At 64.1% G+C, this 25,844-nt stretch carries 25 protein-coding genes; 5 read left to right on the forward strand and 20 right to left on the reverse strand.

What is annotated here, in order from left to right:
- A complete protein-coding gene (locus tag FZF13_RS06355) occupies nt 1–1,140 on the reverse strand; it encodes a citrate synthase (RefSeq protein ID WP_024922608.1) in 1,140 nt (379 codons plus the stop codon).
- 78 nt (nt 1,141–1,218) lie between these two features.
- Between FZF13_RS06355 and FZF13_RS06360 the strand changes: the two genes are divergently transcribed.
- The gene (locus FZF13_RS06360) at nt 1,219–2,307 is read left to right on the forward strand and encodes a citrate synthase/methylcitrate synthase (RefSeq protein WP_024922607.1); all 1,089 of its coding nucleotides are present in this window, start codon (nt 1,219–1,221) and stop codon (nt 2,305–2,307) included.
- A 12-nt stretch (nt 2,308–2,319) separates the two neighbouring features.
- Here the strand turns inward: FZF13_RS06360 and FZF13_RS06365 are convergent, their stop codons facing one another.
- The 6 genes from FZF13_RS06365 to dnaK form a co-directional block, all read right to left on the reverse strand.
- A complete protein-coding gene (locus FZF13_RS06365) occupies nt 2,320–2,607 on the reverse strand; it encodes a DUF1330 domain-containing protein (RefSeq protein WP_024922606.1) in 288 nt (95 codons plus the stop codon).
- 132 nt (nt 2,608–2,739) lie between these two features.
- Nucleotides 2,740–3,432, reverse strand: coding sequence for an orotidine-5'-phosphate decarboxylase (gene pyrF, locus FZF13_RS06370; protein WP_024922605.1), 693 nt, complete (start codon nt 3,430–3,432; stop codon nt 2,740–2,742).
- Complete coding sequence (locus FZF13_RS06375) at nt 3,429–4,019, reverse strand: NADPH-dependent FMN reductase (protein WP_024922604.1); 591 nt, start codon at nt 4,017–4,019, stop codon at nt 3,429–3,431. Before FZF13_RS06375 ends, pyrF begins: the two co-directional genes overlap by 4 nt.
- A gap of 64 nt (nt 4,020–4,083) precedes the next feature.
- Nucleotides 4,084–4,692, reverse strand: coding sequence for a phospholipid N-methyltransferase PmtA (pmtA, locus tag FZF13_RS06380; RefSeq protein WP_024922603.1), 609 nt, complete (start codon nt 4,690–4,692; stop codon nt 4,084–4,086).
- Nucleotides 4,693–4,810: 118 nt separating this feature from the next.
- Complete coding sequence (gene dnaJ, locus FZF13_RS06385) at nt 4,811–5,941, reverse strand: molecular chaperone DnaJ (protein WP_024922602.1); 1,131 nt, start codon at nt 5,939–5,941, stop codon at nt 4,811–4,813.
- Between the two features lie 220 nt (nt 5,942–6,161).
- Nucleotides 6,162–8,084: a molecular chaperone DnaK gene (dnaK, locus tag FZF13_RS06390; RefSeq protein WP_024922601.1), complete on the reverse strand. Its 1,923-nt coding sequence runs from the start codon at nt 8,082–8,084 to the stop codon at nt 6,162–6,164.
- Nucleotides 8,085–8,390: 306 nt separating this feature from the next.
- Here dnaK and FZF13_RS06395 point away from each other — a divergent pair, with 306 nt between their 5' ends.
- On the forward strand, nt 8,391–9,287 hold the full coding sequence (locus FZF13_RS06395; RefSeq protein WP_024922600.1) for a D-alanyl-D-alanine carboxypeptidase family protein: 897 nt from the start codon (nt 8,391–8,393) through the stop codon (nt 9,285–9,287).
- A gap of 72 nt (nt 9,288–9,359) precedes the next feature.
- Here FZF13_RS06395 and ccoS read toward each other — a convergent pair whose 3' ends face one another.
- From ccoS to ccoN, 8 genes are all read right to left on the reverse strand, one after another.
- On the reverse strand, nt 9,360–9,515 hold the full coding sequence (gene ccoS / locus FZF13_RS06400) for a cbb3-type cytochrome oxidase assembly protein CcoS (RefSeq protein ID WP_024922599.1): 156 nt from the start codon (nt 9,513–9,515) through the stop codon (nt 9,360–9,362).
- Nucleotides 9,512–11,794, reverse strand: a complete 2,283-nt coding sequence (locus tag FZF13_RS06405; protein ID WP_024922598.1) for a cation-translocating P-type ATPase — start codon at nt 11,792–11,794, stop codon at nt 9,512–9,514. The genes ccoS and FZF13_RS06405 overlap by 4 nt, the downstream gene beginning before the upstream one ends.
- Entirely contained in the window at nt 11,791–12,288 is a 498-nt protein-coding gene (locus FZF13_RS06410) for a FixH family protein (RefSeq protein WP_024922597.1), read from the reverse strand. Before FZF13_RS06410 ends, FZF13_RS06405 begins: the two co-directional genes overlap by 4 nt.
- Nucleotides 12,285–13,844 (reverse strand): cytochrome c oxidase accessory protein CcoG, encoded by a 1,560-nt coding sequence (gene ccoG, locus FZF13_RS06415; protein ID WP_024922596.1) that lies wholly within the window; start codon nt 13,842–13,844, stop codon nt 12,285–12,287. The genes FZF13_RS06410 and ccoG overlap by 4 nt, the downstream gene beginning before the upstream one ends.
- A gap of 161 nt (nt 13,845–14,005) precedes the next feature.
- Nucleotides 14,006–14,869 (reverse strand): cytochrome-c oxidase, cbb3-type subunit III, encoded by an 864-nt coding sequence (gene ccoP / locus FZF13_RS06420; RefSeq protein ID WP_024922595.1) that lies wholly within the window; start codon nt 14,867–14,869, stop codon nt 14,006–14,008.
- Nucleotides 14,866–15,024: a CcoQ/FixQ family Cbb3-type cytochrome c oxidase assembly chaperone gene (locus tag FZF13_RS06425; protein WP_024922594.1), complete on the reverse strand. Its 159-nt coding sequence runs from the start codon at nt 15,022–15,024 to the stop codon at nt 14,866–14,868. Before FZF13_RS06425 ends, ccoP begins: the two co-directional genes overlap by 4 nt.
- 12 nt (nt 15,025–15,036) lie before the next feature.
- Entirely contained in the window at nt 15,037–15,768 is a 732-nt protein-coding gene (gene ccoO / locus FZF13_RS06430) for a cytochrome-c oxidase, cbb3-type subunit II (protein WP_024922593.1), read from the reverse strand.
- A 12-nt stretch (nt 15,769–15,780) separates the two neighbouring features.
- Entirely contained in the window at nt 15,781–17,391 is a 1,611-nt protein-coding gene (gene ccoN / locus FZF13_RS06435; protein ID WP_024922592.1) for a cytochrome-c oxidase, cbb3-type subunit I, read from the reverse strand.
- A gap of 265 nt (nt 17,392–17,656) precedes the next feature.
- Between ccoN and FZF13_RS06440 the strand changes: the two genes are divergently transcribed.
- Nucleotides 17,657–18,064 (forward strand): hemerythrin domain-containing protein, encoded by a 408-nt coding sequence (locus FZF13_RS06440; protein ID WP_024922591.1) that lies wholly within the window; start codon nt 17,657–17,659, stop codon nt 18,062–18,064.
- Nucleotides 18,065–18,202: 138 nt separating this feature from the next.
- On the opposite strand, the gene FZF13_RS06445 is transcribed toward FZF13_RS06440, so the two are convergent.
- Nucleotides 18,203–18,931 carry a Crp/Fnr family transcriptional regulator gene (locus FZF13_RS06445; RefSeq protein WP_024922590.1) on the reverse strand — a complete coding sequence of 243 codons (729 nt, stop codon included), beginning with the start codon at nt 18,929–18,931 and terminating at the stop codon, nt 18,203–18,205.
- A gap of 161 nt (nt 18,932–19,092) precedes the next feature.
- On the opposite strand from FZF13_RS06445, the gene hemN reads away from it, so the two are divergent.
- Nucleotides 19,093–20,439 carry an oxygen-independent coproporphyrinogen III oxidase gene (gene hemN / locus FZF13_RS06450; RefSeq protein ID WP_024922589.1) on the forward strand — a complete coding sequence of 449 codons (1,347 nt, stop codon included), beginning with the start codon at nt 19,093–19,095 and terminating at the stop codon, nt 20,437–20,439.
- 17 nt (nt 20,440–20,456) lie between these two features.
- Here the strand turns inward: hemN and FZF13_RS06455 are convergent, their stop codons facing one another.
- From FZF13_RS06455 to FZF13_RS06470, 4 genes are all read right to left on the reverse strand, one after another.
- Nucleotides 20,457–21,458, reverse strand: a complete 1,002-nt coding sequence (locus tag FZF13_RS06455; RefSeq protein ID WP_024922588.1) for an acyltransferase family protein — start codon at nt 21,456–21,458, stop codon at nt 20,457–20,459.
- Nucleotides 21,455–22,714 carry an O-antigen ligase family protein gene (locus FZF13_RS06460; protein WP_024922587.1) on the reverse strand — a complete coding sequence of 420 codons (1,260 nt, stop codon included), beginning with the start codon at nt 22,712–22,714 and terminating at the stop codon, nt 21,455–21,457. The genes FZF13_RS06455 and FZF13_RS06460 overlap by 4 nt, the downstream gene beginning before the upstream one ends.
- A gap of 100 nt (nt 22,715–22,814) precedes the next feature.
- Entirely contained in the window at nt 22,815–24,071 is a 1,257-nt protein-coding gene (locus FZF13_RS06465; RefSeq protein ID WP_024922586.1) for a polysaccharide biosynthesis/export family protein, read from the reverse strand.
- Nucleotides 24,072–24,148: 77 nt separating this feature from the next.
- A complete protein-coding gene (locus tag FZF13_RS06470; RefSeq protein WP_024922585.1) occupies nt 24,149–24,826 on the reverse strand; it encodes a sugar transferase in 678 nt (225 codons plus the stop codon).
- A gap of 619 nt (nt 24,827–25,445) precedes the next feature.
- Here FZF13_RS06470 and FZF13_RS06475 point away from each other — a divergent pair.
- On the forward strand, nt 25,446–25,742 hold the full coding sequence (locus tag FZF13_RS06475; RefSeq protein ID WP_024922584.1) for an exopolysaccharide production repressor protein: 297 nt from the start codon (nt 25,446–25,448) through the stop codon (nt 25,740–25,742).
- The last annotated feature ends 102 nt before the right edge of the window (nt 25,743–25,844 follow it).

The raw sequence follows: 25,844 nt of genomic DNA on the forward strand, positions 1-25,844 counted from the left end.
TCATCCCTCTGCCGGCAACTGCCCTTCATAGCGGGCGCGCGGGCGGATCGGCTTGCCCGAAGCGATCTGTTCGATGGCATGCGCAGTCCAGCCGACGCTGCGGCCAAGCGCGAACAGCCTGATCGGCGCGTCGGCGGGCAGGCGATAGGACCGGGTCAACGCCACCAGCGCGAAATCGATCGTCGGCTCGCTGCCGGTCGCGGCGTGCGCTGCATGACGCAATTCCTCGACATTGTCTTCCAGCACCATGTCGGCCAGCAGGCCGGCGGCGCGCGGGTCGCCATTCGGGTAGAGCATGTGGCCGAAGCCCGGCAATGGCCGGTCATGGTCGATCCAGCGCGCAATGGCGGCTTTCGCGCCAAGCCGCGCCGCATCGTCCACCAGCATGGCGACGGCTTCGGCGGCGGTGCCGTGGCGTGGGCCATAAAGCGTCGAAAGACCGGCCAGAAGACAGGCGGCCAGCGGCGCGCCGGTCGAGGCGGCCACCCGTGCCGCGAAAGCCGAGGCGTTGAGCTCATGGTCAGCCACAAGCACCAACACCCGGCGGATCACCTCGGTCGCCGGTTCGACACGCCAGCCCCTGGCAAGCCTGGCATGCACCGGCTCGGTTCCCGGCGTCGCGCCGAGCGCGCCGGCAAGGGCCGCGATCGCCGGCATCGCGTCGGCCTGCAATGCCGTTGCCGTGCGCCCAAGCGAAGGCTGTCCCTTCGCGGCCAAGGCCGCGAGCACGGCGAAAGCCTGGGCGAGGCCCGTCTCGGTCGGAGCGCCCGATGTCGCGAAACGCGCCGGACCATCGGCCGCCCACAAAAGGCGCGCCGCTTCCTCCAGTGTCGCTGTACGGGAAAACTCCACCGCATCCTTGCCGCGATAGATCAGCCGACCGCCGATCACCGTGGAAATGGCGGTGGCGAAAACCGGTTCGCCCCAGGCCACCGCGCTTTCGGCGATCGCCGAAACCCGCCGACCGCGGGCGCGGCGCGTGGTCAGAGCAGCGATGTCCTCGGAACGATAGAGGCTGCGGCGCGGATCTGCCGGATCGGGCCGCATGCCGATCTGGCCGCGACTGACATAGGCGTAAAGGGTCTGCGGCCGCACGCCCAGCCTGTCCAGCGCTTCGTCCCGGGTCAGCCAGGCATTCATATTGATTCTCTTGATCAAGATTGATGACAATCAATAGCAGCATTATCTCGTCTCGAACAACGATCAAGGAGACGGACGATGACAAGCGGGCTCGACGACGTGATTGCAGCCGAAACCGTGCTATCCGAGGTCGACGGCCTCGGCGGCCATCTCACCATAAGGGGCTATGCCCTACGCGACCTTGCCGGCCACCGCGACTTCGCCGGTGCGGTGCACCTTCTGTTCGACGGCTTCTTCGCTGACCTGCCGGATGCGAAGGAACTGGCGGCGCGGCTTGGCCAGGCACGCGTCGAGGTGTTCGAGCGGATCGCCCCGCTGCTGCCGACCCTTGCCAAATTGGATGTCTATGACGGCATGCGCGCCGGCACAGCGCTGATGCCGGACGGCGCCACATTGGACGATGCACTGAGGCTGGTCGCGGCGCCTGCGGTGTTGACCCCCGCATTGCTGCGGCTGCGCCAGGGCAAAACGACGGTCGCGCCCGATGCCAAGGCCTCCCATGCCGCCGACATGCTGCGCATGCTGGCCGGCAAACCGGCGAAACCGGAACTGGCGGCTGCGCTCGACGCCTATCTCGTCACGGTCTGCGATCATGGCCTCAACGCCTCGACCTTTGCCGCGCGCGTGGTGGCCTCGACCCAGGCCGGCCTGACCTCCGCGACACTCGCGGGGCTTGGCGCCTTGAAAGGCCCTCTGCATGGCGGCGCGCCCGGCCCGGTCATCGCCATGCTGGATGCCATCGCCGCCTCCGGCGACGCCGCCGGCTGGATCTCAAAGGAACTGGCCGCAGGCCGCCGCATCATGGGCTTTGGCCACCGCATCTACCGTGTACGCGACCCGCGCGCCGACGTGCTGAAGAGCGTGGTGCGCCGGCTCGGTCCCGATGGCGAGGCCGGACGCCGCCTGGCTTTCGCCGAAACGGTCGAGCAGGCAGCGCTTGCCGCGCTGAAGCGCGCCAAGCCCGATCGTGTCCTGCAGACCAATGTCGAGTTCTACACCGCGCTGCTGCTCGAGGCGGCGGGGTTCCCGGAAGAGGCTTTTACCTGCGTCTTCGCGGCCGGACGCACGGCCGGCTGGATCGCGCATGCGCGCGAACAGCTGGCGACGGGCCGTCTGATGCGCCCGCAATCGCGTTATATCGGGCCTGTGCCGGACCTTGTCGCCTGACCGGCGACGGCGTCAGACCCCTTCGACCAGAACGATCTCGCCGTCCGCCACCTTTTGGCGGATGGCCACGGCACGCTGATATTCGGGCGAATGGTAGCAGTCATGCGCTACCTGCAGCGATTCGAATTCGATGATGACATTGCGGCCGCGGCCCTGCCCTTCGGCCTTTTCGTGCTGGCCGCCGCGCGCCAGGAACTTCGCGCCAAACCGGTCGAAGGCAAGCTTCGAGGCCTCGACATAGGCCTTGTAACCCTCCGCATCGCGCACATCGACGCGGGCGATCCAATATCCCTTGGGCATCTGCTTCTCCTCGCTCTCCGCCGCGCCGTCCAGATGCGGTTTCATCCAAGTCAGAGCCGAGTTACCGCCGTTGCGCAAGCCCTTGCGTCAAAGCGGTGATCCACTTCGTCGCCAAGTTTGTGGGCCAAAGGCTCAGGCCGAGCGCATCTCCGCCAGGATCGCCTCGGCCGCGGCCTTGCGGTTCGATGCCGCGACGATCGGGCGTGCCACGACGAGATGGCTGGAGCCGTTGCGGATCGCATCCGCCGGCGTCACCACGCGCTTCTGGTCGCCACGGTCGGAGCCCACGGGGCGGATGCCCGGCGTCACCACCGCCATCGCCGGACCGACGATCTTGCGCACCGCCGATGCTTCCTCGGCCGAGCAGACAATGCCACCCATGCCGGCGGTCAGCGCCTGTTCGGCGCGGCGCAGCACAAGCGTATGCGGGTCATATTCATAACCGGCGTCGATGACGTCCTGCTCGTTCATCGAGGTCAGCACCGTCACCGCCAGCAGGCACAGATTGCTGCCCTTGGCCGCCTCCACCGCCGCGCGCATGGCCTTGGGGTAGGCGTGAAGCGTCAGCATGGTCATGCCCATCTTGACGATGTTCTCGACGCCCTTGGCCACGGTGTTGTCGATGTCGAGCAGCTTCATGTCGAGGAAGATCTTCTTGCCGTCCTCGGCAAGCTCGCGGGCGAAGTCGAGCCCGCCGGCAAAGGCGAGCTGGTAGCCGATCTTGTAGAAGGAGACGGTGTCGCCCAGTTCGCGCACCGCCTTCTCGGCCTCGGTCAGGGTCGGAAGGTCGAGGCCGACGATCAGCTTGTCGCGCATATCGCTCATATGTCTCCCCTGGCTGACAGCATTCGGGCGCGTTCGATCAGAACCTGCGCAACGATATCCATGGCATGGCGCAACCGCTCGTCGGCGAAACCGCCTTCTGCATCGAAAGCGCTGCCCCCGTTCGGCACCGAGCATTCCGGCGTCACGATCTCCATATGGCAGCGTACCAGCACCGCGCGCAGATGGTTGATGGCGCGCACGCCGGCATGTTGGCCCTTTGACGACGAGCACAGCGCCACCGCCTTGCCGGCCAGCGGCTTCAACTGCCGGCCGCCGTCATGCCTGACCACGCTTACCCAGTCGATGGCATTCTTGAGCAGCGGCGGCAGCGACCCGTTATATTCCGGCGTGGCGATGAGCAGCCCGTCATGCGCGCCAATCATGCGCGCCAGCTTCATGACGTTTTCGGGGATGCCCTCTTCCCGCTCCAGATCCTCGTCGAAGATCGGCATCGGATAATCAGCCAGCGAAATGCGGGTCACGTCGGCGCCCTGCAAGGCCAGCGCCTTCTGCGCTGCGTCGGCGGTCCTGCCGCTGAACGCGCCGCTACGGACCGAACCCGCGAAGACGAGAATTTTGGGGATCATCAGGCGACTGCCTCCTTCGCCTTCCTATGGCGAAGCGAGGCACAAATCAACGCCAAGACCGATCTCAGTTCCTGGCCGGACGGCGGTAGATCCAGAGCCGGGTCGGCGGAATGTTGCGCAGCACGAAATGGAAGTGCTCCACCGTGTAGTTGCCACGACCGGGCGGGATCGGCGACAGCGGGCCATAGCACAGTTGCACGATCGGCCGGCCGGCCGGGATGCGGTCGAGCAGGCTCTCGATGTAGCGGATGCGCTGGTCGACCGGGAAATTGAGCAGCGGCACGCCCGTCACCACCGAATCGAAGACAACGTCCTTGTGCTCGCCCAGCGTCGCGTCGAGATTGAAGGCATCGCCCTCGATGACGTTCACGCCGGGATAGAGCGTGCGCAGATGGCGCACGAAATCGGTCGAATATTCAACGGCGTAGAGGTTCTGCGGCTTGATCCCGCGCGCCAGGATGGCGCGGGTGATGACACCGGTGCCAGGCCCGACCTCGAGCACCGGCAGCCCGGAGTCCGGATTGACGATCGAGGCCATCTTGCGCGCGGTGACCGAACTGGTCGGCACGATGGAACCGACGGTTTTCGGCTTGTCGATCCACCCTTTGAAGAATTTCAGCTCGTCGTCGAACTTTTCAGCGAGCGACTTCCTCAGTCCCGGACCTCTTCCCATCAAGCTCTCCCGACCGGCTCCCCCCGGAACCCACTGTTCAGACGCTACTTACCAGTTACGCCGGGGTAGACAAGGTATCCGCCCACCAATGTCGTGGACAAGACAGAATTTGTCGCCCTCAACGCTCGCTGAAGGATTCGAAGAAATCCTTCATCCGCGTGAAGAAGCCGCTCGACTGCGGGCTGTTCTCCTTGGACGAAAGCTGTTCGAACTCCTCGAGCAGTTCTCGCTGGCGCCGGGTCAGGCTCTGCGGCGTCTCGACCGCTGTCTGGATATAGAGGTCGCCGATCTGCGTCTGGCGCAGCACTGGCATGCCCTTGCCCTTGAGCCGGAACTGGCGGCCGTTCTGGGTGCCTTCCGGCACTTTCACGCGGGTCTGCGAACCGTCAAGCGTCGCCACCTCGAAGGAGCCGCCGAGGGCGGCCGTCGTCATCGAGATCGGCACCTTGCAATAGAGGTCGGCGCCGTCGCGCTGGAAGAATTCATGCGGCTTGATGGCGAGGAAAATGTAGAGATCGCCCGTCGGACCGCCGCGCAGCCCGGCCTCGCCTTCGCCGGCCAACCGGATGCGGGTGCCGTCCTCGATACCGGCCGGGATGTTGACCGACAGCGAGCGCTCCTCGGTGACACGGCCCTGGCCGGCGCATTTCGGGCACGGGTCCTTGATAGTCTGGCCGCGGCCCTGGCACTGCGGGCAGGTGCGTTCGATCGAGAAGAAGCCCTGGCTCGCCCGCACCTTGCCGTGGCCGTGGCACATCGAACAGGTGACCGGCTGCGTGCCGGGCTTGGCGCCCGTACCCGAACAATCGGTGCAGGACAGCGATGTCGGCACGCGGATCTGCGCGGTCTTGCCGGCAAAGGCCTCTTCCAGGCTGATTTCCATATTGTAGCGCAGGTCGGCGCCACGCTCGCGCCCGCCGGACGAGCGACGGCGGCCGCCGCCCATCATCTCGCCGAAGATATCCTCGAAGATGTCGGCGAAGCCGCCGGCTCCAAAGCCGGCACCGGCGCCATTCATGCCGCCATTTTCGAAGGCGGCGTGGCCGAAACGGTCATAGGCCGCGCGCTTCTGCGGGTCCTTCAGCGTCTCGTAGGCTTCGTTGATTTCCTTGAACTTGTGCTCGCAAGCCGCATCGCCCGGGTTGCGATCGGGATGGAACTGCATAGCGAGCTTGCGGAAGGCGCTCTTGAGTTCCTTCTCGTCGGCGCTTTTTTGCACGCCGAGCGTTTCGTAGAAATCAGCTTTCATCGAGAGCCTGTTCCAATCCCGCTGACTAATGGCTCAAGCAACAGCCAACGTCCTTGCGCATTGTTTTGACCAGTCAACTAAAGAAGACTGATCTCCGATTTAGTAACGATGCGGTGGCAATGCCAGTACCGGCAAGGAGACGCCGCAATTTTCCAGTGCATGGTTGCAAAAAAGCCCGGCTTGGCGCCGGGCTTTTCTGAATTTTGGGCCGTCAGGCCACTTAGGCCGACTTCTTCTTGTTCTTGTCGTCGTTCTCGTCGATTTCCTCGAAATCGGCGTCGACTACATCCGAGTCCTTGGCAGCGTCCGCCTTGGCGTCGGCCTCGGCGGCTTCCTTCTGCGAAGCCTCGTACATGGCCTGGCCGAGCTTCATCGAGGCTTCGGTGAGCGTCTGGCTCTTGGCTTCGATCTCGGCGGCGTCGTCGCCTTCGGCGGCGGTCTTCAGCGCGGCGATGGCGTCGGCGATCGCGGTGCGGTCTGCCTCCGAAACCTTATCGCCATAATCCTTCAGCGACTTCTCAGCCGAATGGACCAGGGCTTCGGCCTGGTTGCGGGCTTCCACCAGCGCCTTGCGCTTCTTGTCGCTCTCGGCATTGGCCTCGGCGTCCTTGACCATCTTCTCGATGTCGGCGTCGGAGAGACCGCCAGATGCCTGGATGCGGATCTGGTGCTCCTTGCCGGTGCCCTTGTCCTTGGCCGAGACGTTGACGATGCCGTTGGCGTCGATGTCGAAGGTCACCTCGATCTGCGGCACGCCACGCGGCGCCGGCGGAATGCCGACCAGGTCGAACTGGCCGAGCATCTTGTTGTCGGCCGCCATTTCACGCTCGCCCTGGAAGACGCGGATGGTCACCGCGCTCTGCGAATCCTCGGCGGTCGAGAACACCTGGCTCTTCTTGGTTGGGATCGTGGTGTTGCGCTCGATCAGGCGGGTGAACACGCCACCCAGCGTCTCGATGCCCAGCGACAGCGGGGTCACGTCGAGCAACAGCACGTCCTTGACGTCGCCCTGCAGAACGCCGGCCTGGATGGCGGCGCCGAGAGCGACGACTTCATCCGGGTTGACGCCCTTGTGCGGCTCCTTGCCGAAGAACTGCTTCACAACTTCCTGGACCTTCGGCATGCGGGTCATGCCGCCGACCAGAACGACCTCGTCAATCTCGCCGGCCTTGAGGCCCGCATCCTTCAGCGCCGCCTTGAGCGGCTCGACGGTGCGCTGGATGAGATCATCCACGAGCGATTCGAACTTGGCGCGGGTCAGCTTCAAGGTCAGGTGCTTCGGACCGGAAGCATCGGCGGTGATGAAGGGCAGGTTGATTTCGGTCTGGGCCGAGGACGACAGCTCGATCTTGGCCTTTTCAGCGGCTTCCTTGAGGCGCTGCAGGGCAAGCTTGTCGTTCTTCAGGTCGATGCCCTGTTCCTTCTTGAACTCGGCCGCCAGGTATTCGACCAGGCGCATGTCGAAGTCTTCGCCGCCGAGGAAGGTGTCACCATTGGTCGACTTCACCTCGAAGACGCCATCGCCGATTTCGAGCACGGAGATATCGAAGGTGCCGCCGCCAAGGTCGTAGACGGCGATGGTCTTGCCGTCCTTCTTGTCGAGGCCGTAGGCAAGGGCTGCCGCGGTCGGCTCGTTGATGATGCGCAGCACTTCCAGGCCGGCGATCTTGCCGGCATCCTTGGTGGCCTGGCGCTGGGCGTCGTTGAAATAGGCCGGAACGGTGATGACCGCCTTCTCGACCTTCTCGCCGAGATAGGCTTCCGCCGTTTCCTTCATCTTCTGCAGGATCATTGCCGAGATCTGGCTGGGCGACTGGTTCTTGCCGCCGGCATGGACCCAGGCGTCGCCGTTGTCGCCATTGACGATCTCGTAGGGGACGAGCTTCTTGTCCTTGGCGGTGACCGGATCGTCGTAGCGACGGCCGATCAGGCGCTTGACCGCGAAGACGGTGTTTTCAGGGTTGGTGACCGCCTGGCGCTTGGCCGGCTGGCCGACGAGGCGTTCGCCGTCGCCGCTGAAGGCGACGATCGAAGGCGTGGTGCGCGCGCCTTCCGCGTTTTCAATGACCTTGGCGTCCTTGCCGTCCATGACGGCGACGCAGGAATTGGTTGTTCCCAGGTCGATGCCGATTACTTTTGCCATCTTGTCTAGTCTCTCCACTAAGCAGGCTTTCAAGGACCCTGTCAGGCGTTCCGGCGAAAGCCCCTGTTCACAGAAATTCCGCGCCAGACCGCCTTCAGGGGCGGGCCGCACGGTTGCGGCGTATATAAGAACAGGTCGCCCGGCACGCAAGCATTCTGCGTTGTGGCTTTTCCACTGCCTGTCGCGGCCGGAAAGATACCGCCCTCACCATACAACGGCCGGTGATAACCCAGCAAACCAAATGGACGTGGACAACGGGCTAGGATAGGGTCCGGCGATCTCAGCAACGTCTTCCCGCCCTTGGAAATGCCCTCCCAGCCCGTTTCGCGCCTGTTCGCCCTCGCCCAGAAATGCATCTACGCGCTCGCCATCGTGACGTTCGTGGCCGGCTGTACGACGGCGACGCCGCCCGAACAGCTGCTGGCCGTGCCGGCTCCCGCGCAAAAATATGCCGCCATCGTGGTCGACGCCAAAACCGGCGGCACGCTGTTCGAGGCCAATTCGACGACGCCGCGTTTTCCGGCCTCGCTGACCAAGATGATGACGCTCTATTTGCTGTTCGAAGCCTTGGAGAGCGGCCGCGTCACCAAGCAGACGCAGATACCGGTCTCGGCCAATGCCGCCTCGCAGCCGCCGACCAAGCTGCGCTTCCGGCCGGGCGAGACGATCGACGTCGATTCCGCCATCCGGGCGCTGGTGGTGAAATCCGCCAATGACGTCGCCGTCTCGGTGGCGGAATATCTGGGCGGCAGCGAAGAAGCTTTCGCCGGCACCATGACCGCCAAGGCGCGCCAGATCGGCATGCGTGCGACCACATTCCGCAATGCATCGGGCCTGCCTGACGATGGCCAGCAGACCACGGCGCGCGACATGGCGGTGCTGGGACTGGCGCTCAGGGCGCGTTTCCCGCAGCACTATCACTACTTCTCCGCCTCCGACTTCATGTTCCGTGGCAAGCTGGTGCGCGGCCACAACGACATGCTGGGGCGTGTGCGCGGCGTCGACGGCATCAAGACCGGCTATATCCGCGCCTCCGGCTTCAACATCGTCACCTCCTACGACGCCGACGGCAAACGCTTCGTCATCGTGGTGATGGGGGCCGATACCGCACGCCAGCGCAACGCCCATGTCGAAACCCTGTTGCAACGGGCCCTTTCCCCTTCGTCCGACAAGGCGAAGCTGGTGTTCAACGGCGCGCAATAGCGCCTGACGCAACATCTGAGCCTCCGTATCTTCGCCTGTGACGGGCCAAACGGGCGCGTCCGGCACCTGTCGTTAGCTCCGATCGGCACCATCCTCATCGATGAGGATGCGTTCGGCGCTGCCCTCGATATCGTCGTACTGACCGCTGCGCAGCGCCCACAGGAAGGCGGCAAGGCCGAGCCCGCCGAGAAAGAGCGCAACCGGGATCAGCACGACAAGGTTGCTCATGAGGCGGACCTTTCGGCCAATCCGACCATCGCCGGAGCAGCGGTCCGCCCCTCGCCCGCGACAACCGAACGCCCGCCATGCAACCGCATGGCGTTGGCGACGACGATGATCGACGACAACGACATGGCGATCGCCGCGATCAGCGGCGTGACATAGCCGAGCACGGCGATGGGCACGGCAACGAAATTATAGGCGATGGCGAAAGCGAGATTCAGGCGGATCAACCGGCCGGCCTTACGAGAGATGTCCAGCGCGAAGGGGATCGCCGACAGGCTTTCGCGCAGGAAAACGAAATCAGCAGCGTTGCGACCGACATCGGCGGCGGTGGCCGGCGCCATCGAGACGCGGGCAGCAGCGAGCGCGGGGGCATCGTTCAAGCCGTCACCCACCATCAGCACCTCGTGGCCATCCTTCGCGAGTTCGGCGATCCGCGCCACTTTCTCGCCGGGCAGCATGCCGAAACGATAGTTGGCGATGCCGGCCTGTGCTGCAGTCGCTTCGGCGTTACGCCGATGGTCGCCGGTCAGCATCTCGACCGCGAGGCCTTGGCCCAACAGGTCACTCACCGTGCCTGTGGCGCCGGCGCGCAGCTGGTCCTCGCAGACAAAGCGCGCCCGCAGGACACCGTCGCGGGCAAGCACGGTGCCATCGTCCGCCGCGCCTGCCGCATCGCCAAGCGCCCATTGCGCGCGGCCCAACCGCCAGACCGAACCGTCGATTTGCGCCTCCAGCCCGTAGCCGGGAACTTCGGTGACCGTATCGAATGGACCGGACCGCGGGGAGCCGTCTTGATTGGCCTGCACGATGGCGCGCGCGACGGGATGGCGGGAATGCGCCACCAGCTGCGCCGCGACAGTCATGTCGACCGGCGCGATCTCGCCGCCATTGGTCAGCCGCAGCGCGCCTAGGGTCAGCGTCCCGGTCTTGTCGAAGACGACCGTGTCGATGACGGCGAGCCGTTCCATCGCCGAACCGTCCTTGACCATGATGCCGTTCTCGAACAGCCGGCGCGCCGCCACCACCTGCACGATCGGCACGGCGAGGCCAAGCGCGCAGGGGCAGGTGATGATGAGGACGGCAATGGCGATGGTGATCGAGCGGTGCCAGTCGCCGGAGGCCAGCATCCAGCCGGCGAAGGTCAACAGCGCCGTCAAATGGACCACGGGCGAATAGAGCGCCGACGCGCGGTCGGCGATGCGGCGGTAGCGCGCGCGGCCACCTTCGGCGACCTCCATCAGGCGCACCATCTCGGCCAGGAAGGAATCCTTTGCGGCGGCGATCGCTTCCACGGTCAAAGCGCCGGTAAGATTGAGCGCGCCCGCCTGCAGCAGCGAACCCTCGCGCACCGCTTCCGGCTCGCTTTCGCCACTGACCAGCGAGCGATCGACCTCGGAGGCACCTTTCACGACACGCGCGTCGACCGGCACGCGTTCGCCCGCTGCCAAAAGAAGCATGTCACCCTCGGCGATCTCCTCGACCGGCACATAAATGTGGCTGCCGTCCTTGGCGATCACCATGGCGCCGCGCGCGGCCAGCCGCCTCAGGCCGGAAACGGCGGTGCGTGCCTTTTCGCGCATGACATGGTCGAGCGTGCGGCCGATTAGCAGGAAGAACAGCAACGATACCGAGGCGTCGAAATAGGCGTGCGGGCCGTGATTGATCGTTTCGTAAAGGCTCATGCCATAGGCGAGGCCGACGCCGACGGCGATCGGCACATCCATGTTCATGCGGCCATGGCGAAGCGCGTTCCAGGCCGAGCGGAAATAGATGCGGCCGGCAAAGACCAGAACGGGAATGGCGATCAACGCCGAGATCCAGTGGAACAGGTCGCGCGTGGCGTCCGTCGCTCCGGACCACACCGAAACCGACAAAAGCATGATGTTGCCGGCGGCGAAACCGGCCACGGCGACGGCGCGGATGAGTTCGGCAAGGATAGGGTCCTTGCCGTCGCCGCCTTCGGCATCGAACAGATGCGCTTCGTAGCCCAGCCCGGCGAGCGACGCCACTAGAGGCGGCACCTCACCCTCGCGAAAGCGAACCGATACACGCCGGGTCGACAAATTGACGCGCGCGCCAACCACTCCCGGCAGTTTCCGCAGGCCGCCTTCGACCGAACGGATGCAGGCGGCGCAATGCACGCCGGGAACGGCGAGATCGACCTGCGACAGCCCGCCGCCAAGTGAGCGGCTGGCCAGCCTGATCTCATCGTCCGACGGGTCGGCACTGGCGTCGCGATCCAGATCGAGCGCGGATTCGGCGCCCGGCGCACAGCAGCTCATTCGATCGCTCCGTTGCGCACGATCACACGCCGCACCTGCCGATAGGGACGCTCGCGCCCGGTTTGGGCGTCGACCTCAACGATCCAGACGCCGTCGCTTATGGTCTGTTGCGAACTGAAGCCTCCATCCGCCTGGCGAACGAGGTCGATCACCCGGTCTTCCGCGTCATAGGCGGGATGGCGGAATGCCACTTTCACGCCCGTGGGCAAGATCGCCTTGCCCGCGGCGTCGGCAAGTTCGTAGCGAAGGGTGCCGTCCGCCAGCGTCAGCTTGCCCTGCCAATGCAGCGCCGCCTGCGCGCGTCCCTCCTCGGCCTTGCGGTTGAACTCCTGGCTGGCGACATAGGTGTTTTGCACGACCAGTCCCGTCCAGCTCGTCCGCGCCAGCGTCGCCATCGTCAGATTGACGGCGATGATGACGCCGAAGAAGGCGAGGATGAGTGCCAGCATGTGGTAGCCGGTGAACTCGCGAGGCGAATGGCGGCGCGTCGTCATCTTGATGCCTCCGGAGCGATGAAAGTGGCGGCGTAGCTGGCTGTTTCGGCGCCGGCGGCATCCTTGGCGACGAACCGGAAGACGGTGTTCGTGCCGGCGACGCGATCGCGCGGCAGCCGCACATAGACCTTGACCGATCTCAACCTGTCCGGTTCGACCTCGATCGCCAGCGGTTCCGCCTCGATCTGCTCGACACCGACCGCGGTGATGGCAGCATCCGGCAAGCCGTCGACCGAGAGCTGGATGGTGCGCGGCTCGGGGATCATGTTGAGCAGTTTCACCGTGTAGCCGTTGCGGATCGCCCCATCCGACAAAACGACGAATTGCGGGTTGCGGTCGTGCAGGACATTGAGCTGCAACCGCTCGCGGGTCATGAGCGCGTAGAGCATGGCAAGGCCGATCAGCGCCCAGACGGCGGTGTAGATGAAGGTGCGCGGCCTGAAGATCTTGCCGGGATGGAACTGCGCGACCTTTTCAGACAGGCGCCCGTCAGCCTGCCGTATCGAAGCCGGATCGGGCACATGCGCGCCGTTGCCGGTGGCGAGCGCCATATTGGCGTTGTAGTCGTTCAGCGTCGCATAGGAGATCAGGCCGCGTTCCTTGCCGATCTTGTCCATGACGCCGTCGCAAGCGTCGATGCACAACGCGCAGGTGATGCATTCGAGCTGCTGGCCGTCGCGAATATCGATGCCCATCGGGCAGACGGCGACGCAGGCGTTGCAGTCGACGCAGTCGCCGATGCTGTGGCCGGCGGCGGCCGCCTTCTTGGCATGGCGCGAACGCGGCTCGCCGCGCCAGTCATTATAGGTGACTGTCAGCGAATTCTCGTCGAGCATCGCCGCCTGGATGCGCGGCCACGGGCACATATAGGTGCAGACCTGCTCACGCATCAGCCCGCCGAAGACATAAGTCGTGGCGGTGAGAACGGCGACGGTGATGTAGGCAACGGCCGCGGCCTGACCGGTCACGACGTCGGCCAACAGCGTCGGCGCATCGGCGAAATAGAAGATCCAGGCGCCGCCGGTGGCGACCGCGATCAACAGCCAGATGGCGTGCTTGGTCAGCCGCAGCACCGATTTGCGGGCCGTCCACGGGCTCTCGTCGAGTTTGATGCGCGCATTGCGGTCGCCCTCGACGGCGCGCTCGACCACGAGGAAGAGGTCGACCCAGACGGTCTGCGGGCAGGCGTAGCCACACCAGGCGCGGCCGACGGTGGAGGTGATGAGAAACAGGCCGATGCCCGCCATCACCAAAAGGCCGGCTACGAAGAAGAATTCCTGCGGCCAGATTTCGATAAAGAAGAAATAGAAGCGACGGTTGGCGAGGTCGATCAGAACGGCCTGGTCGGGCGCGTAGGGACCACGGTCCCAGCGCAGCCACGGCGTCAGATAATAGATGCCCAGCGTGACCGCCATGACGATCCATTTGAAGGAGCGGAAACGCCCGGCAGCGCGCTTGGGAAATATCTTCCTGCGCGACGCATAGAGGGGCTGGCGGACCTTGGCGGAATTGACCGCCTCCGCCTCCAGCGTTTCAACCTGCCCGATATCAAGCATGACATGCGCTCGTTTGCTGTTCCAGCAATCGTACTTGCATCTTCGAGGCGCGACCCGCCTTGACCCAGGTCAAGACCGGGCCCGCTCGATGCATGTCGGGGCCCGCCGCCATGAGACGGGCCCCGTCGCCGGGCGGGGAGAATGTCCCCCTTTGCAAGTCTCTATTCTCCGCCGCCCAGCGAATGCACGTAGACCGACAATTCCTTGACCTTGACGTCGCCGAGGCGAGCGCCCCAGGCCGGCATGACGCCATTCTTCGGCGCCCGCACCTGCGCGGCGATCGCCCGCTCGCCGGAGCCGTAGAGCCAGATCGCGTCGGTCAGGTTCGGCGCGCCGAGATCGCGGTTGCCCCTGGCATCGCCGCCATGGCAGGCCGCGCAATTGTCGGTGTAGACCTTGGCACCGTCGGCCACCCGGGACGCATCGCTGACCGGCCCGGACAGGCTCGCGACATAGATGCTGACATCAGTGATCTGCCCGGCATTGAGCACGTCGCCGAATGGCGGCATCTCGGAGGTGTGGGTGTCGGAATCGTCGGCAAAGCGGATGCCGTGGGTGATCGTCTTGTAGATCTGTTCGGCGGAACCGCCCCATAGCCACTCGTCGTCATTGAGGTTGGGGAAGCCCGGTGAGCCTTGCGCGCCCGAGCCGTGGCACTGGACGCAGTTGACGCGAAATGTAGCGGCGCCCGCCGCCGAAGCGAATTCCCGCAGCTTCTCGTCGGCATCGATCTCGGCGACCGTCTTCGACTGGATCGCGGCCAGGTATTTTTCCTGGGCGGCGCCGGCCGCGGCCATTTCCTGTTTGATCTCGCCGCGGCTCGAATAGTTGAGCACGCCCTTGGTTGCGGAGGTCAGCAGCGGCCATGCCGGATAAGCGACCGTGTAGGCGATCGCCCAGACAATGGTGGCGTAGAAGGTCCACAGCCACCAGCGCGGCATCGGATTGTCGAGTTCGCGAATGCCGTCCCATTCGTGGCCGGTGGTGGCGACGCCGGAGACATCATCTATGTGCTTGTCGGTCATGGCGTGTCGTCCTCGAGTGGGATCCTGGCGGCGGCATCAGCCTGCTTTCGGCTGCCCGGACGAAGGGTGAAGAGCACGGCGCCGACGAAGAATACGGCCATGGCCAGCAGGCCCCAGCTGTCGGCGAAATGACGCATGGCGGTGTAGGTTTCCATGGTGCGACTCCGTCAGCGGTAACCGGCGGCATCGTCATAGGTCGAGAAATCGACCAGCGTGCCGAGCATCTGCAGATAGGCAACCAGCGCGTCCATCTCGGTCACCTGGCTTCGATTGCCGTCGAAATCGCCAACCTTCACCTTCGGATAGCGCTTGGTGAGGCCCGACGTATCGGCGTTCGGATCGGCCTGCGCGATCAGGTCGGCCTCGGCATTGGCAATCATGTCCTTGGTGTAGGGAACGCCGACATCGACATTGGCAACCAGTTGCGTGGAGAAGCCCTTCGGCGACAGCGGCACGTCCTTCAGGAAGGCGTAGCGGGGCATGATCGATTCCGGCACCACCGAGCGCGGGTCGCTCAGATGCTGGACATGCCATTCGTTGGAATAGCGGTCGCCGACGCGGGCGAGATCCGGACCGGTTCGCTTCGATCCCCATTGGAAGGGATGGTCGTACATGGACTCCGCGGCCAGGCTGTAATGCCCGTAGCGCTCGACCTCGTCGCGGAAGGGGCGGATCATCTGACTGTGGCACAGATAGCAGCCTTCGCGGACGTAGATGTTGCGCCCCGCCAGCTCCAGCGGCGAGTAGGGGCGCATGCCCTCGACCTTCTCGATGGTGTTCTGGAGATAGAACAGCGGGGCGATCTCGACGATGCCGCCGATGGTGACGACCAGGAAGGAGCCGACGAGCAGGAGCGTGGCGTTGCGCTCGATGAGGGCGTGTTTGTCCAGGAGAGACATTTTTGGGAACTCCTATTCGGCCGGCTGCAAAGCGGGAGCGACGCCCGTCGTCGGGGCTTCCTCGCGCAGATGGCCGCGTATGGTCATGAAGATGTTCCAGGCCATCACCAGCGCGCCGGCCAGATAGAGCCCGCCGCCGAGTGCGCGCGTCACGTAATAGGGGTGCATGGCTGCGACGGACTCGGCGAAGGAATAGACCAGGAAGCCCTGCTCGTCGTATTCGCGCCACATCAGGCCCTGCATGATGCCCGACACCCACATGACGGCCGCGTAGACAACGATGCCCAGCGTCGCCAGCCAGAAGTGCCAGTTGACCATGCGCACCGAATAGAGCCGCTCGCGGTTCCACAGGCGCGGCACCATGAAATAGACCGCCCCGAAGGAGATCAGCCCGACCCAGCCAAGGGCGGCGGAATGCACGTGGCCGATGGTCCAGTCGGTGTAGTGGGACAGCGAGTTGACCGCCTTGATCGACATCATCGGCCCCTCGAAGGTCGACATGCCGTAGAAGGCGACCGCCGTCACCATCATGCGCACGATCGGGTCGGTGCGCAGCTTGTCCCAGGCGCCCGACAGCGTCATCAGGCCGTTGATCATGCCGCCCCAGGACGGCATCCACAGCATGATCGAAAAGACCATGCCCAGCGTCTGCGCCCAGTCAGGCAGCGCGGTGTAATGGAGATGGTGCGGACCCGCCCAGATATAGAGGAAGATCAGCGCCCAGAAGTGGATGATCGACAGCCGGTAGGAATAGACCGGCCGGTTCACCTGCTTGGGGATGAAATAATACATCATCCCTAGGAAGCCGGCGGTCAGGAAGAAGCCCACCGCGTTGTGGCCGTACCACCATTGGGTCAGCGCGTCCTGCACACCCGAAAACAGCGAATAGCTTTTCGATCCGACGAAGGAGACCGGCACCGCCAGATTGTTGACCACATGCAGCATCGCGATGGTGACGATGAAGGACAGATAGAACCAGTTGGCGACGTAGATATGCGGTTCCTTGCGCTTCAGGATCGTGCCCAGGAACACAACGAGATAGGCGACCCAGACGACGGTGAGGAACACGTCGACATACCATTCGGGCTCGGCATATTCGCGGCTCTGGGTGATGCCGAGCAGGTAACCAGTGGCCGCCATCACGATGAACAGCTGGTAGCCCCAGAACACATACCAGGCGAGATTGCCGCCGAAGAGGCGCGCGCGGCAGGTACGCTGCACGACATAGAAGGATGTCGCCATCAGCGCGTTGCCGCCGAAGGCGAAGACGACCGCCGAAGTGTGCAGCGGCCGCATGCGGCCGAAATTGAACCAGGGCTCGAGATTGAGGTCGGGATAGGCGAGCTGCATGGCAATGACCAGGCCGGCCAGAAGGCCGACGACCGCCCACAACACCGTCGCGACCGAGCCGTAGCGTATCGGCCCGTCCATGTAGGTGGACGGATCGACCGGCTGCTCCGGCTCGAAACTGACATTGCGCAACAGAACGATCGTGCCGATCGCCAATACGGCGAACAGCACCCACATATGCGCTCTGAACAGATCGTCGGCGGCAAAGCCGGCACCCAGCAACGCCAGGAACGTCGCCAGGCTCATCCAGACAATTTCAGCGCCGTATCTCATTGGGCGACCCCATGGATTGGTTGCTTCGGATCCCGCATCCCCATGCGTTCCTTGACGCCTTCATCTCCACCAGCGCGCGACGCTTTGCCTTGATCCAGGTCAAAGCCTTCCGAGGTTCGATTTGTCAGCCTTCGTGACTGGCGAGAGGCGGAGAGGCTGACCTGTGCGGTGCGAGCAATTCCTGAAATCCATCGCGGTCGGCCCGTCGCCTGGCCCGCTCGCGGCCATACCGGGGCAAGACCGGTCGAGACATCCCGCTTTGGAGATGCAGCGCATCCATGAAGACAAGCTCACGCTGTGCGCGGCGCTGGAAACGATCGCCGACACCTTGCCGGATGCTGTGTGCCGGCTCGAATGCCTGCGTATCGCCAGTATCCTGGTGCCGATGCTGCGCGACGCGCACAACTACGAGGGCGACGTCATCTTCCCCGCCTTTGCCAGTGCGACCGGGCGGAGCGACACCGACCCCACCCTTCACCGGCTACGCGTCGAACATGTCGAGGACGAAAGTTTTGCCGACGAAGTGACGGAGGTGCTGCTGGCGGTCGGCCACGGCAAGCCGATCGAGAACCCCGAAGCGTTCGGCTTCATGTTGCGCGGCCTGTTCGAAACGCTGCGGCGCCACATCGCCTTCGAACGCGAGCATGTACTGCCGGTGATTGTGGGGGACTAGTGCGTTCTTGGGCCGGTTCTGGCATCGTCGCTGTTCGCTGGAAAGCGATCTGGGTTGAGCGGAAAGGCTCCAAAACGCGGACGCCGCTTAGGGAAGGCTGCGGTTTATCGATCTACCCCGACCACTTTATCCCGCCCCTTAATGCCCGGCCCTTGCCTCCAGCCGATCGCGCCGCGCCACGCTGACATGGCGGTTGTTTTCGATCGAGATGACACCTTCGGCGCGCAGCTTGGACAATTGCCGCGAGACGGTCTCGATGGTCAGGCCGAGGAAGTCGGCGATAGCCGCGCGGGTCAGCGGCAGGTCGAACGTTGTCGCGCGCCCCTCGTCGCCCGAGCTCGGATCAATATGATTTGCGATGAGCAGGAGGAAACTGGCCACTTTCTCCGCCGCGGTCTTGCGGCCAAGCGTCACCATCCAGTCCCGGGCCTCGTCCAGTTCTTTCAGTGTCTGCCGCAGCAGCCGGTTCTCCAGTCCCGGGCTCTCCCGCATCATCCGCTCGATGGCGCCTTTGGGAAACGAGCACAGCGACACATTCGTCGCCGCTTCGGCATTGACCGCACTTTCCGACTTGAACGGGCGGCCGAGGAAGTCCGGCGCGAATTGCAGGCCGACAATCTGCTGGCGGCCGTCGGACAAGGTCTTGGTCAGCTTCACCACGCCGGCGAGCACATTGGAATAGTGATCGACCGTTTCCATATCGCCGACCAGTTCGGCTCCGGCTTCGATCGTCTGTTTCGAGGAGGCTTTCGCCAGCGTCACCAGTTGGTTCGGATCGAGCGCGCCGCAGACACCGCGATGCCGGGCCTCGCATGCCTGGCACAGGACCGGAATTCCCGCCGTATGAACATCTTCTCGCAGGTTCATGCCACTCGCACCCCGCCTTGCCTATGCCCTTGTTCTATCCCCTCCGGCTCGAGAAATCCCGCGTCAGTTTGTCTCCACCGCAAGTTGATCTGGGTCAAAGGCCAATGCCGGCCAATGCGCCATTGTTGCCAGCGTGTCGAACTCATGATTTCGGAGGCACCGTGCAAGAAGCGCTTCTGCGTCGATACCGCGCACCCGTGCCGCGCTATACGAGCTATCCCACCGCCCCGCATTTTCACCCAAGCGTGTCGGCGGCCACCTACAAGGCCTGGTTGCAGGCGCTTCCGGTCAAAAGCGCCGTGTCGCTTTACGTGCATGTTCCCTATTGCGACCGGCTTTGCTGGTTCTGCGCCTGTCATACCAAGCAGACCCTGTCCTATGCGCCCGTCAGCCGCTACGTCGGCGCGCTGCTCAGGGAAATCGAAACGGTTGCCGCCCTGCTCGACAGCGGCATCACGATCAGTGCCCTGCACTTTGGCGGCGGCTCGCCCACCTTGCTCAGCCCGCGCGACATGATCACGCTCAATGCGGCGCTGCGCGGCGCATTCCATTTCCGGGCCGACGCCGAGGTCAGCGTCGAGATCGACCCCAACGACATGGACGAAGCGCGCTTCGACGCGCTGGCACGCATGGCGATGACGCGCGCCAGCCTCGGCGTGCAGGATTTCAACCCGAAGGTACAAGAGGCGATCAATCGCGAGCAGAGTTTCGAGAAAACCCGCTGGGTGGTCGAGAACCTCAGGGCCCGCGGCATCGGCTCGATCAATCTCGACATGCTCTATGGCCTGCCGCATCAGACCCGGCATTCGCTCACTGAGACCGTGAAGAAGGCGCTTTCGTTGCAGCCGGACCGCATCGCGCTGTTCGGCTACGCACATGTGCCCTGGTTCAAGAAACATCAGCGGCTGATCGACGAGACGGCGCTCCCCGACGCCACCGAACGGTTGGCACAACTGCAATTGTCGGCGGAAATGATCGCGGGTGCCGGCTATGCGGCGATCGGGCTCGATCATTTCGCCCGGCCCGAAGATGGCATGGCGCTGGCGCTGGCCGACGGTTCGCTGAAGCGGAACTTCCAGGGTTACACGGTCGACGAGGCCGATGCCCTGATCGGGCTGGGCGCATCGTCGATCGGCCGACTGCCGCAAGGCTATGTGCAGAACATGCCGGCAACCGGCGAATATCAAAAAATGGCGGGGAAAGACGAGCTGGCCGTGGTGCGCGGCATCGCCTTCACCCCACAAGACCGGGTTCGCGCCTGGATCATCGAGCGGCTGATGTGCGATTGCGCGTTTTCGCGGACTGAACTGCGCGCCCGGTTCGGGCCGGACGCCAAAAGCGCTCTCGAAGATGCCCTGCTTCTCGCCGCCGACCCATCGAGCGGTTTTGTCCTCGACGGCGATCGTTTTCATATCGCGGAAGTGGCCAAACCGTTCGTACGCTCGATCGCCGCCCATTTCGATACCTATCTCTCAGCCGGCCCCGCCCGCCATTCCACGGCGGTGTGATGGAGCCGGCCGCCAACTCACACGGCGTAGCCGACCTTCTGCCGAAGCCGGCGGGCTTTGAGATAGCCGGCGATCGGCTTTTCCAGGAATTCATGGCAGGCAATGCCGATGGCGACGCCGGCGGCGATCGACAGGGCAATGGCGGTCGCGGCAGGCAGAGACAGAAGCCCGCTCGCCTTCATGACCACCGAGATCGCCAGCGTGTGCCACAGATAGATCGAATAAGAGGCGTCGCCGAGATAAGCGAGCGGGATGAAGCGGAAGAGCCACTTGCCCTGCTCCAGCGCCAGCACGCCGACAAGCAGCATCGCCGACAGCGGGCCCAGCACGAGCGGATTGAAACCGGCAAGACCGGCCGCGACCAGCACGAAGCCAGCGATCGCGGCGACGACAAGCAGTGCACCAAACGCTGGCCGAGGCATGGCGCCCGCCAGCCATAATTTGCCAATGCCGATGCCGATCAGGAATTCGGCGAGCAGCGGGCTGGTATAGGTGCGCAGCGCTGCGCCTTCCGGCTGCAGCAAAAGACCCAGGCACACGAGCGCGCCGAATATCGCCACCAGTGCCGGCAGACGTCGCGCCGGCGGCAGGAACAGGACCGCCGCGAACACCAGGTAGAAGAACATTTCGTAGTTCAGCGTCCAGCCCTGCACCAGCACCGGCCAGGTGCCGCCATCGCTCGGCGAGACATGCGGGACAAAGGCGAACGAGGCCGCGACATGGAAGGCGGTGAGGTGCATGTTGGGGAAAAGCCCAACCAGGCCGCCGGCGACCATCACCGCGGTCGCCGCCCAATAGAGCGGCACCACGCGTTCGGCGCGTTCGCGCAGGAATGTCAGCGGCGACGGCTGCCGCGTCTCGGCCAGCACCCACATGATGAAGCCGCTGACGACGAAGAAAACGTCGACGCCGGCCGCGCCGATGGTGAAATGGCTGCCGTTGCGCTCGGCGGCGTGGAAGACGACCACGCCGAGGGCGGCAATCGCCCGCAGATATTGTACGCCGTAGAGCCTGGTCATGTCGCGTTCCGCAACACGAGGCGCGGCGCCGGCTCGGACTGCCCAGCGCGCTGCGGCAAAGCGAGTTGGCCGGCGGCGTAATAAATGAGGAAGGAGCCGACCACATAAGGATTGATGACATCGACCTCGACGAAGGAGCGGATGAGGAACATCACCGCGATGCCGAAAAGCGTGAAAGTGGCGGGATCGCGCCGGGCATCGACGAGCCGCAAGAGCAGGCCGAACGGCACGCGCAGCATCAGCAGCGCCAGCGCGGCCAGGCCGAACGCCCCCATCTCCACCAGCACCTCGATATAGGTGTTGTGGAAATGGAAGCCGCTTCTGGTGCCGATGTAGAACTCGTCCCACAGCCGCTCGGCCTCGGAGAAGCCCTGAACCCAATAGGCCTGGTAGCCGACGCCGAAATAGGGAGTTTCAGCAGCGGCCGCCCAGCCCTGCGACCACAGATAGGTGCGGCCGGTCAGCGTCGAATCCTTGCCGAAAGCGCCCAGCACAAGATCGGCGGCGCCGAGATTGAGTGCGGCGAAAACCGCGACCAGCGCCAGCGTGACGCCGACGACCAGCGCCGCCTTGCGGGTCTTCGGCGAAAACAGCATGGCGAGCTTCAGGCAGACCATCAGCGCAAGGGTCGCCGCGATCGCCAGAACCGAGGTGGCCGATTGCGCGGCGTGCAGCGTGTAGACGCAGAGCACGCCGCAAGCCAGCGCCAGAAGCCGCCACGGGCCGCGCTCGTGCAGGACGAGGATGGCGGTAAAGGCGAAATAGATGCCAAGCGAGGAAAACAGGCCGAGCTGGTTCTTCGAGCCGAAGGCCCCGACAAAACTGTAAGTGCCGTCGAGCGGGTCGTAATTGTACTGGCCGAAGGCCACCGAAAACAGCACCACGGCCAGGATGCCGACCAGTGCGCCGAGGTTCAGCGTGCGCACCGAAACCGTGCGGGCCGCGATCAGCGCGCAGACGATATGCGACAATAATTGCAGGGCGGCACGCGCGGTGACGCCGGGCGCCGCCGACCAGAACACCGACAGGCAGGCAAGAACCGCGAAAGCGATGATCCACAAGAAGCGGCGGTAGTCGCCGAGCACGCGCCGATAGTCGACAAGGATGAGCGGCAGCCAGCAGGCGTAAAAGGCCATGATCGAGGCCTGGCCGAAGCGGCTCGAATAGGCAAAGACGAAGATCGACAGCGCAACCGCCAGCGCGCCGTACCAGAAATTGCGGTCGGGGCTGATGAGGGCGGCCTTGGCTATCTTCATGGCGTGGTTTCCATGGCGCGACCGGCGGTGTGCGGAAGCGCCGCCGTCGACAGCGCATCACGGCGCCGGCCCGCGCCTGTCATTGGCGACATGACGGCCCTCAGTTGGACGTCACGCTCGGGCCAGCGATCTCGATCTTGACCACGTCGCCCGGCAGCACCGGCGTGTTTTCGTCGGCGCTGACCTGGCCGGTCTTGCCGTCCGCGTCGGTGCGGACGATGGCGTAGCGAATGGTCGGCGCGGTGCCGTTGGCCGGATTGCGGGCGGCATCGGGTGCCCGCGCGACAGCCTCGGTCATCAGGCCGGAATACATGCCCATCTTCAGGTCCATTTCCCTGAGATCGGCCTCGGTCTGCTGACGATCCTGCGCGATCTCGGTATCTCGGTCGTTCTGCAGGCTGATGGCGTCCTGCGTTGCCTTGGCGATGTCCTGCTTGGCGCGCAGGCTGGCGGTCTCCATGTCGAGCGCCTTGCCTTCCTGCTCGGCATTCGTCTGTTCCAGCGTCAGGATGCGCTGGTTGACGACAAGACCCTTTTCGGCGAGCTCGCCGAGGCTCTTCAGTTCCGTGCGCGAAAGTTCGAGCTGCCGGTTCTGCGTGACCATCTTCTGGTCGAGCGTTTCGATCTCGGACTGGAGCAGCTTCTTGAGGTCGTCGAGCGCGCCCAGCTGCAGGCGCAGGCGCTTCTGGCGCGCCGCCATCAATGCGCTCTCGTCGCTGACCAGCTTGCGGCCCTGTTCGGTCTTGTTCAATTCCTCGGGGAAGTCGATCTGGTCCTTGCCTTCGGTTTCGGCAGCCAGCCTGGCGCGCCGCGCCAGCAACCCGTTTCGCTGCGCAACCAGCACGTCGTAATTGCCTTGCGCCATGATGAAGTCGCGCGGCCCGCCCTGGCCGCCATTGTCGGAGCGGCGCAGGCCGCCGCCGAGGCTCAAGGCCTTCAGGACGGTCAGGCCGGGCGCATAGGCATATTTGCCGGGCGTCTGCACGTCGCCGGCAAGGAACAGTGGGCGGAACTCCGAGATCTCTACCGAAGCTTCGGGCTTGTCGGGCAGGCCGAGCTTCTGCTGCAGGCCGGCGGCGATCGCGGCAGCCACCTCGACGGTCGTCTTGCCCTTCACCGCGAGCTCGCCAATGAACGGCAACGAGACGTCGCCCGACGGACTTACGCCATAGTCGCCGCTAATCGTCGCCCAGTCGCGGACAGCGCCTTCCGCGCTCTGCCACTCGGCGACACGGATGCGCAGCTTGTCCATCGCGTCCAGCCGGTAGGAATCCGAAGCGGCAGCAGCGGTGATGCCCGCCATCGTCAGGAGAGCCAGACATGCGATGGCGCGCAGAAGGCGCGCGCGACGCGACATAAAGCGGATATCTTTCACCAGGAGCCGTCCTTTGCTGTGGCGGTTTGCTTGAAGTGTCGGGCCGCCAATTGCCGGCGTCAGTAGCTGCCGCGCGAGGAGAACACCGCCGGAACCGTGCGCACGAGGATCTTCAGGTCGAAGATGAAGGACCAGTTCTCGACATAGTGCTGGTCGAAGGCGACGCGAGCACCGTAGGAAACGTCATTGCGGCCGCTGACTTGCCACAGGCCGGTCAGACCCGGGCGCGACTGCAGATAAAAGGCGGCGGCGTTGCCATAGAGTTCGAGTTCATCCCGCACCACCGGACGCGGGCCGACCAGGCTCATCTCGCCGCGCAAAATGTTGACGATCTGCGGCAGCTCGTCGAGGCTGAGCTTGCGCAGCACGACGCCGACGCGGGTGACGCGCGGATCGTTCTGCAATTTGCGGGTGGCATTCCATTCGTCGCGATCTTGCGGATTGCTGGCGAAATGGGCGGCGAGAACCTCCTCGCCATTCTCGACCATCGTCCGAAATTTCCAACATCGGAAGACGGCGCCGTTGCGGCCGATTCGCGGGTGGCCGTAAAGGATGCTGCCGCCGTCGGTGGCCTTCACCAAAGCCGCCAGCATGAGCAGCAGCGGGCTCAGCAGGGCAATTCCCGCCAATACGCCGACAATGTCGAAACCGCGCTTGATGACACCGCCGATCGCCGGCGGCGCTTCGCCGTCCGACCGTGACGACAACCTGTTGGCCAATCGGGCGGCATATCTCATTTTGTTGCTCCGCGAAAAATGGTCAGGTCAACGTTGCTGCACCGCAACATACGAACAATAGAGCGTTGGATATGTCACCTCTGTGATGAAAATCGGTCACGAAAACCGACCGACAGTCATATTTTGTAACGAATCGAAACATTGCGGGTCCAGCAATGTTCATGCCCTTCATGGAGGGCAACTTTTGCGTTTGATTTCCTTTGTGTTTTCAATAATGAACTATATTAATCACGGTACGTATCATCCCATAATCGAGTTGTATTGCGTTTCTCCATGAAAATGTCGCGATCATTACCAGTAAACCTTAAACAAAGGCACAGTGCTCATTTGGGCTAGCCCAATCGGAACCGTTCTCCCCGGCCCTCCGCTACAATATTTCGAGCGGACGTAAGGTAATTCCCGGACGTGCCGGGAGCCGCGTCTCGTATTGCGCAGTGTTGCCGAAATTCTTATATTTGTCGGTGCGCGGGTAAATGTCGGATCAGGGCTTCAGGCCTCGAAGAAGTCGAGTCTTGATCTCGTTGGTGGTGGTGTAAGACCAACGCTCGTCGCGGCGGGAGACAGGTCTTGCGTGGGTATTTTAGAACCAGATCAAGTATGACCGGCAAGAAGGGATAGAATGTCCTTTCTGCTTTTCCTTCGCGGTCTTATCGGGGTGCTGGTCGTATTCGCCATCGCCACCTACGCGATTACCCAGTCGGCCTGGACAACCTTCATCAACACGCTGATCTGCGCCGTCATCATCCAGGTCGGCTATTTCATCGCCATCCTGTTTATGATCGGGCACACAAAGCCGGCCGCCAAAAGCGCCGAAGCCGTTGCGCGCAACGAGATCGTGCCCGCCGCCGCCAAGGAGAATCAGCCGGAAAGCGAAGTCGCGCCGCTGCCGGGCGTGCGGCGTTCGCCCCTGCCCTGACTTTTCCACACATCGTCAGCTGTCATCAAATCGCCTTGCGCCTGTGGCAACTGGCGCCGCGACGCTGAGCCGTGGCGGTGCCGCGTCGCCGAACAGGGCATG

Origin of the sequence: Mesorhizobium terrae, assembly GCF_008727715.1 — a bacterium.
GTDB lineage: Bacteria > Pseudomonadota > Alphaproteobacteria > Rhizobiales > Rhizobiaceae > Mesorhizobium > Mesorhizobium terrae.

Excerpts from the sequence above, each read along its gene's own strand:
- pyrF (WP_024922605.1), bottom strand. The coding sequence starts at position 3,432 with ATGAGCGATATGCGCGACAAGCTGATCGTCGGCCTCGACCTTCCGACC.
- FZF13_RS06375 (WP_024922604.1), bottom strand. The coding sequence starts at position 4,019 with ATGATCCCCAAAATTCTCGTCTTCGCGGGTTCGGTCCGTAGCGGCGCG.
- ccoO (WP_024922593.1), bottom strand. The coding sequence starts at position 15,768 with ATGTCTCTCCTGGACAAACACGCCCTCATCGAGCGCAACGCCACGCTC.
- FZF13_RS06360 (WP_024922607.1), top strand. The coding sequence starts at position 1,219 with ATGACAAGCGGGCTCGACGACGTGATTGCAGCCGAAACCGTGCTATCC.
- ccoP (WP_024922595.1), bottom strand. The coding sequence starts at position 14,869 with ATGACCGACAAGCACATAGATGATGTCTCCGGCGTCGCCACCACCGGC.
- FZF13_RS06460 (WP_024922587.1), bottom strand. The coding sequence starts at position 22,714 with ATGAAGATAGCCAAGGCCGCCCTCATCAGCCCCGACCGCAATTTCTGG.
- ccoN (WP_024922592.1), bottom strand. The coding sequence starts at position 17,391 with ATGAGATACGGCGCTGAAATTGTCTGGATGAGCCTGGCGACGTTCCTG.
- FZF13_RS06395 (WP_024922600.1), top strand. The coding sequence starts at position 8,391 with ATGCCCTCCCAGCCCGTTTCGCGCCTGTTCGCCCTCGCCCAGAAATGC.
- FZF13_RS06455 (WP_024922588.1), bottom strand. The coding sequence starts at position 21,458 with ATGACCAGGCTCTACGGCGTACAATATCTGCGGGCGATTGCCGCCCTC.
- FZF13_RS06425 (WP_024922594.1), bottom strand. The coding sequence starts at position 15,024 with ATGGAAACCTACACCGCCATGCGTCATTTCGCCGACAGCTGGGGCCTG.
- dnaJ (WP_024922602.1), bottom strand. The coding sequence starts at position 5,941 with ATGAAAGCTGATTTCTACGAAACGCTCGGCGTGCAAAAAAGCGCCGAC.
- FZF13_RS06355 (WP_024922608.1), bottom strand. The coding sequence starts at position 1,140 with ATGAATGCCTGGCTGACCCGGGACGAAGCGCTGGACAGGCTGGGCGTG.
- FZF13_RS06440 (WP_024922591.1), top strand. The coding sequence starts at position 17,657 with ATGCAGCGCATCCATGAAGACAAGCTCACGCTGTGCGCGGCGCTGGAA.
- FZF13_RS06445 (WP_024922590.1), bottom strand. The coding sequence starts at position 18,931 with ATGAACCTGCGAGAAGATGTTCATACGGCGGGAATTCCGGTCCTGTGC.
- FZF13_RS06410 (WP_024922597.1), bottom strand. The coding sequence starts at position 12,288 with ATGACGACGCGCCGCCATTCGCCTCGCGAGTTCACCGGCTACCACATG.
- ccoS (WP_024922599.1), bottom strand. The coding sequence starts at position 9,515 with ATGAGCAACCTTGTCGTGCTGATCCCGGTTGCGCTCTTTCTCGGCGGG.
- pmtA (WP_024922603.1), bottom strand. The coding sequence starts at position 4,692 with ATGGGAAGAGGTCCGGGACTGAGGAAGTCGCTCGCTGAAAAGTTCGAC.
- ccoG (WP_024922596.1), bottom strand. The coding sequence starts at position 13,844 with ATGCTTGATATCGGGCAGGTTGAAACGCTGGAGGCGGAGGCGGTCAAT.
- FZF13_RS06475 (WP_024922584.1), top strand. The coding sequence starts at position 25,446 with ATGTCCTTTCTGCTTTTCCTTCGCGGTCTTATCGGGGTGCTGGTCGTA.
- FZF13_RS06470 (WP_024922585.1), bottom strand. The coding sequence starts at position 24,826 with ATGAGATATGCCGCCCGATTGGCCAACAGGTTGTCGTCACGGTCGGAC.
- FZF13_RS06405 (WP_024922598.1), bottom strand. The coding sequence starts at position 11,794 with ATGAGCTGCTGTGCGCCGGGCGCCGAATCCGCGCTCGATCTGGATCGC.
- dnaK (WP_024922601.1), bottom strand. The coding sequence starts at position 8,084 with ATGGCAAAAGTAATCGGCATCGACCTGGGAACAACCAATTCCTGCGTC.
- FZF13_RS06365 (WP_024922606.1), bottom strand. The coding sequence starts at position 2,607 with ATGCCCAAGGGATATTGGATCGCCCGCGTCGATGTGCGCGATGCGGAG.
- FZF13_RS06465 (WP_024922586.1), bottom strand. The coding sequence starts at position 24,071 with ATGTCGCGTCGCGCGCGCCTTCTGCGCGCCATCGCATGTCTGGCTCTC.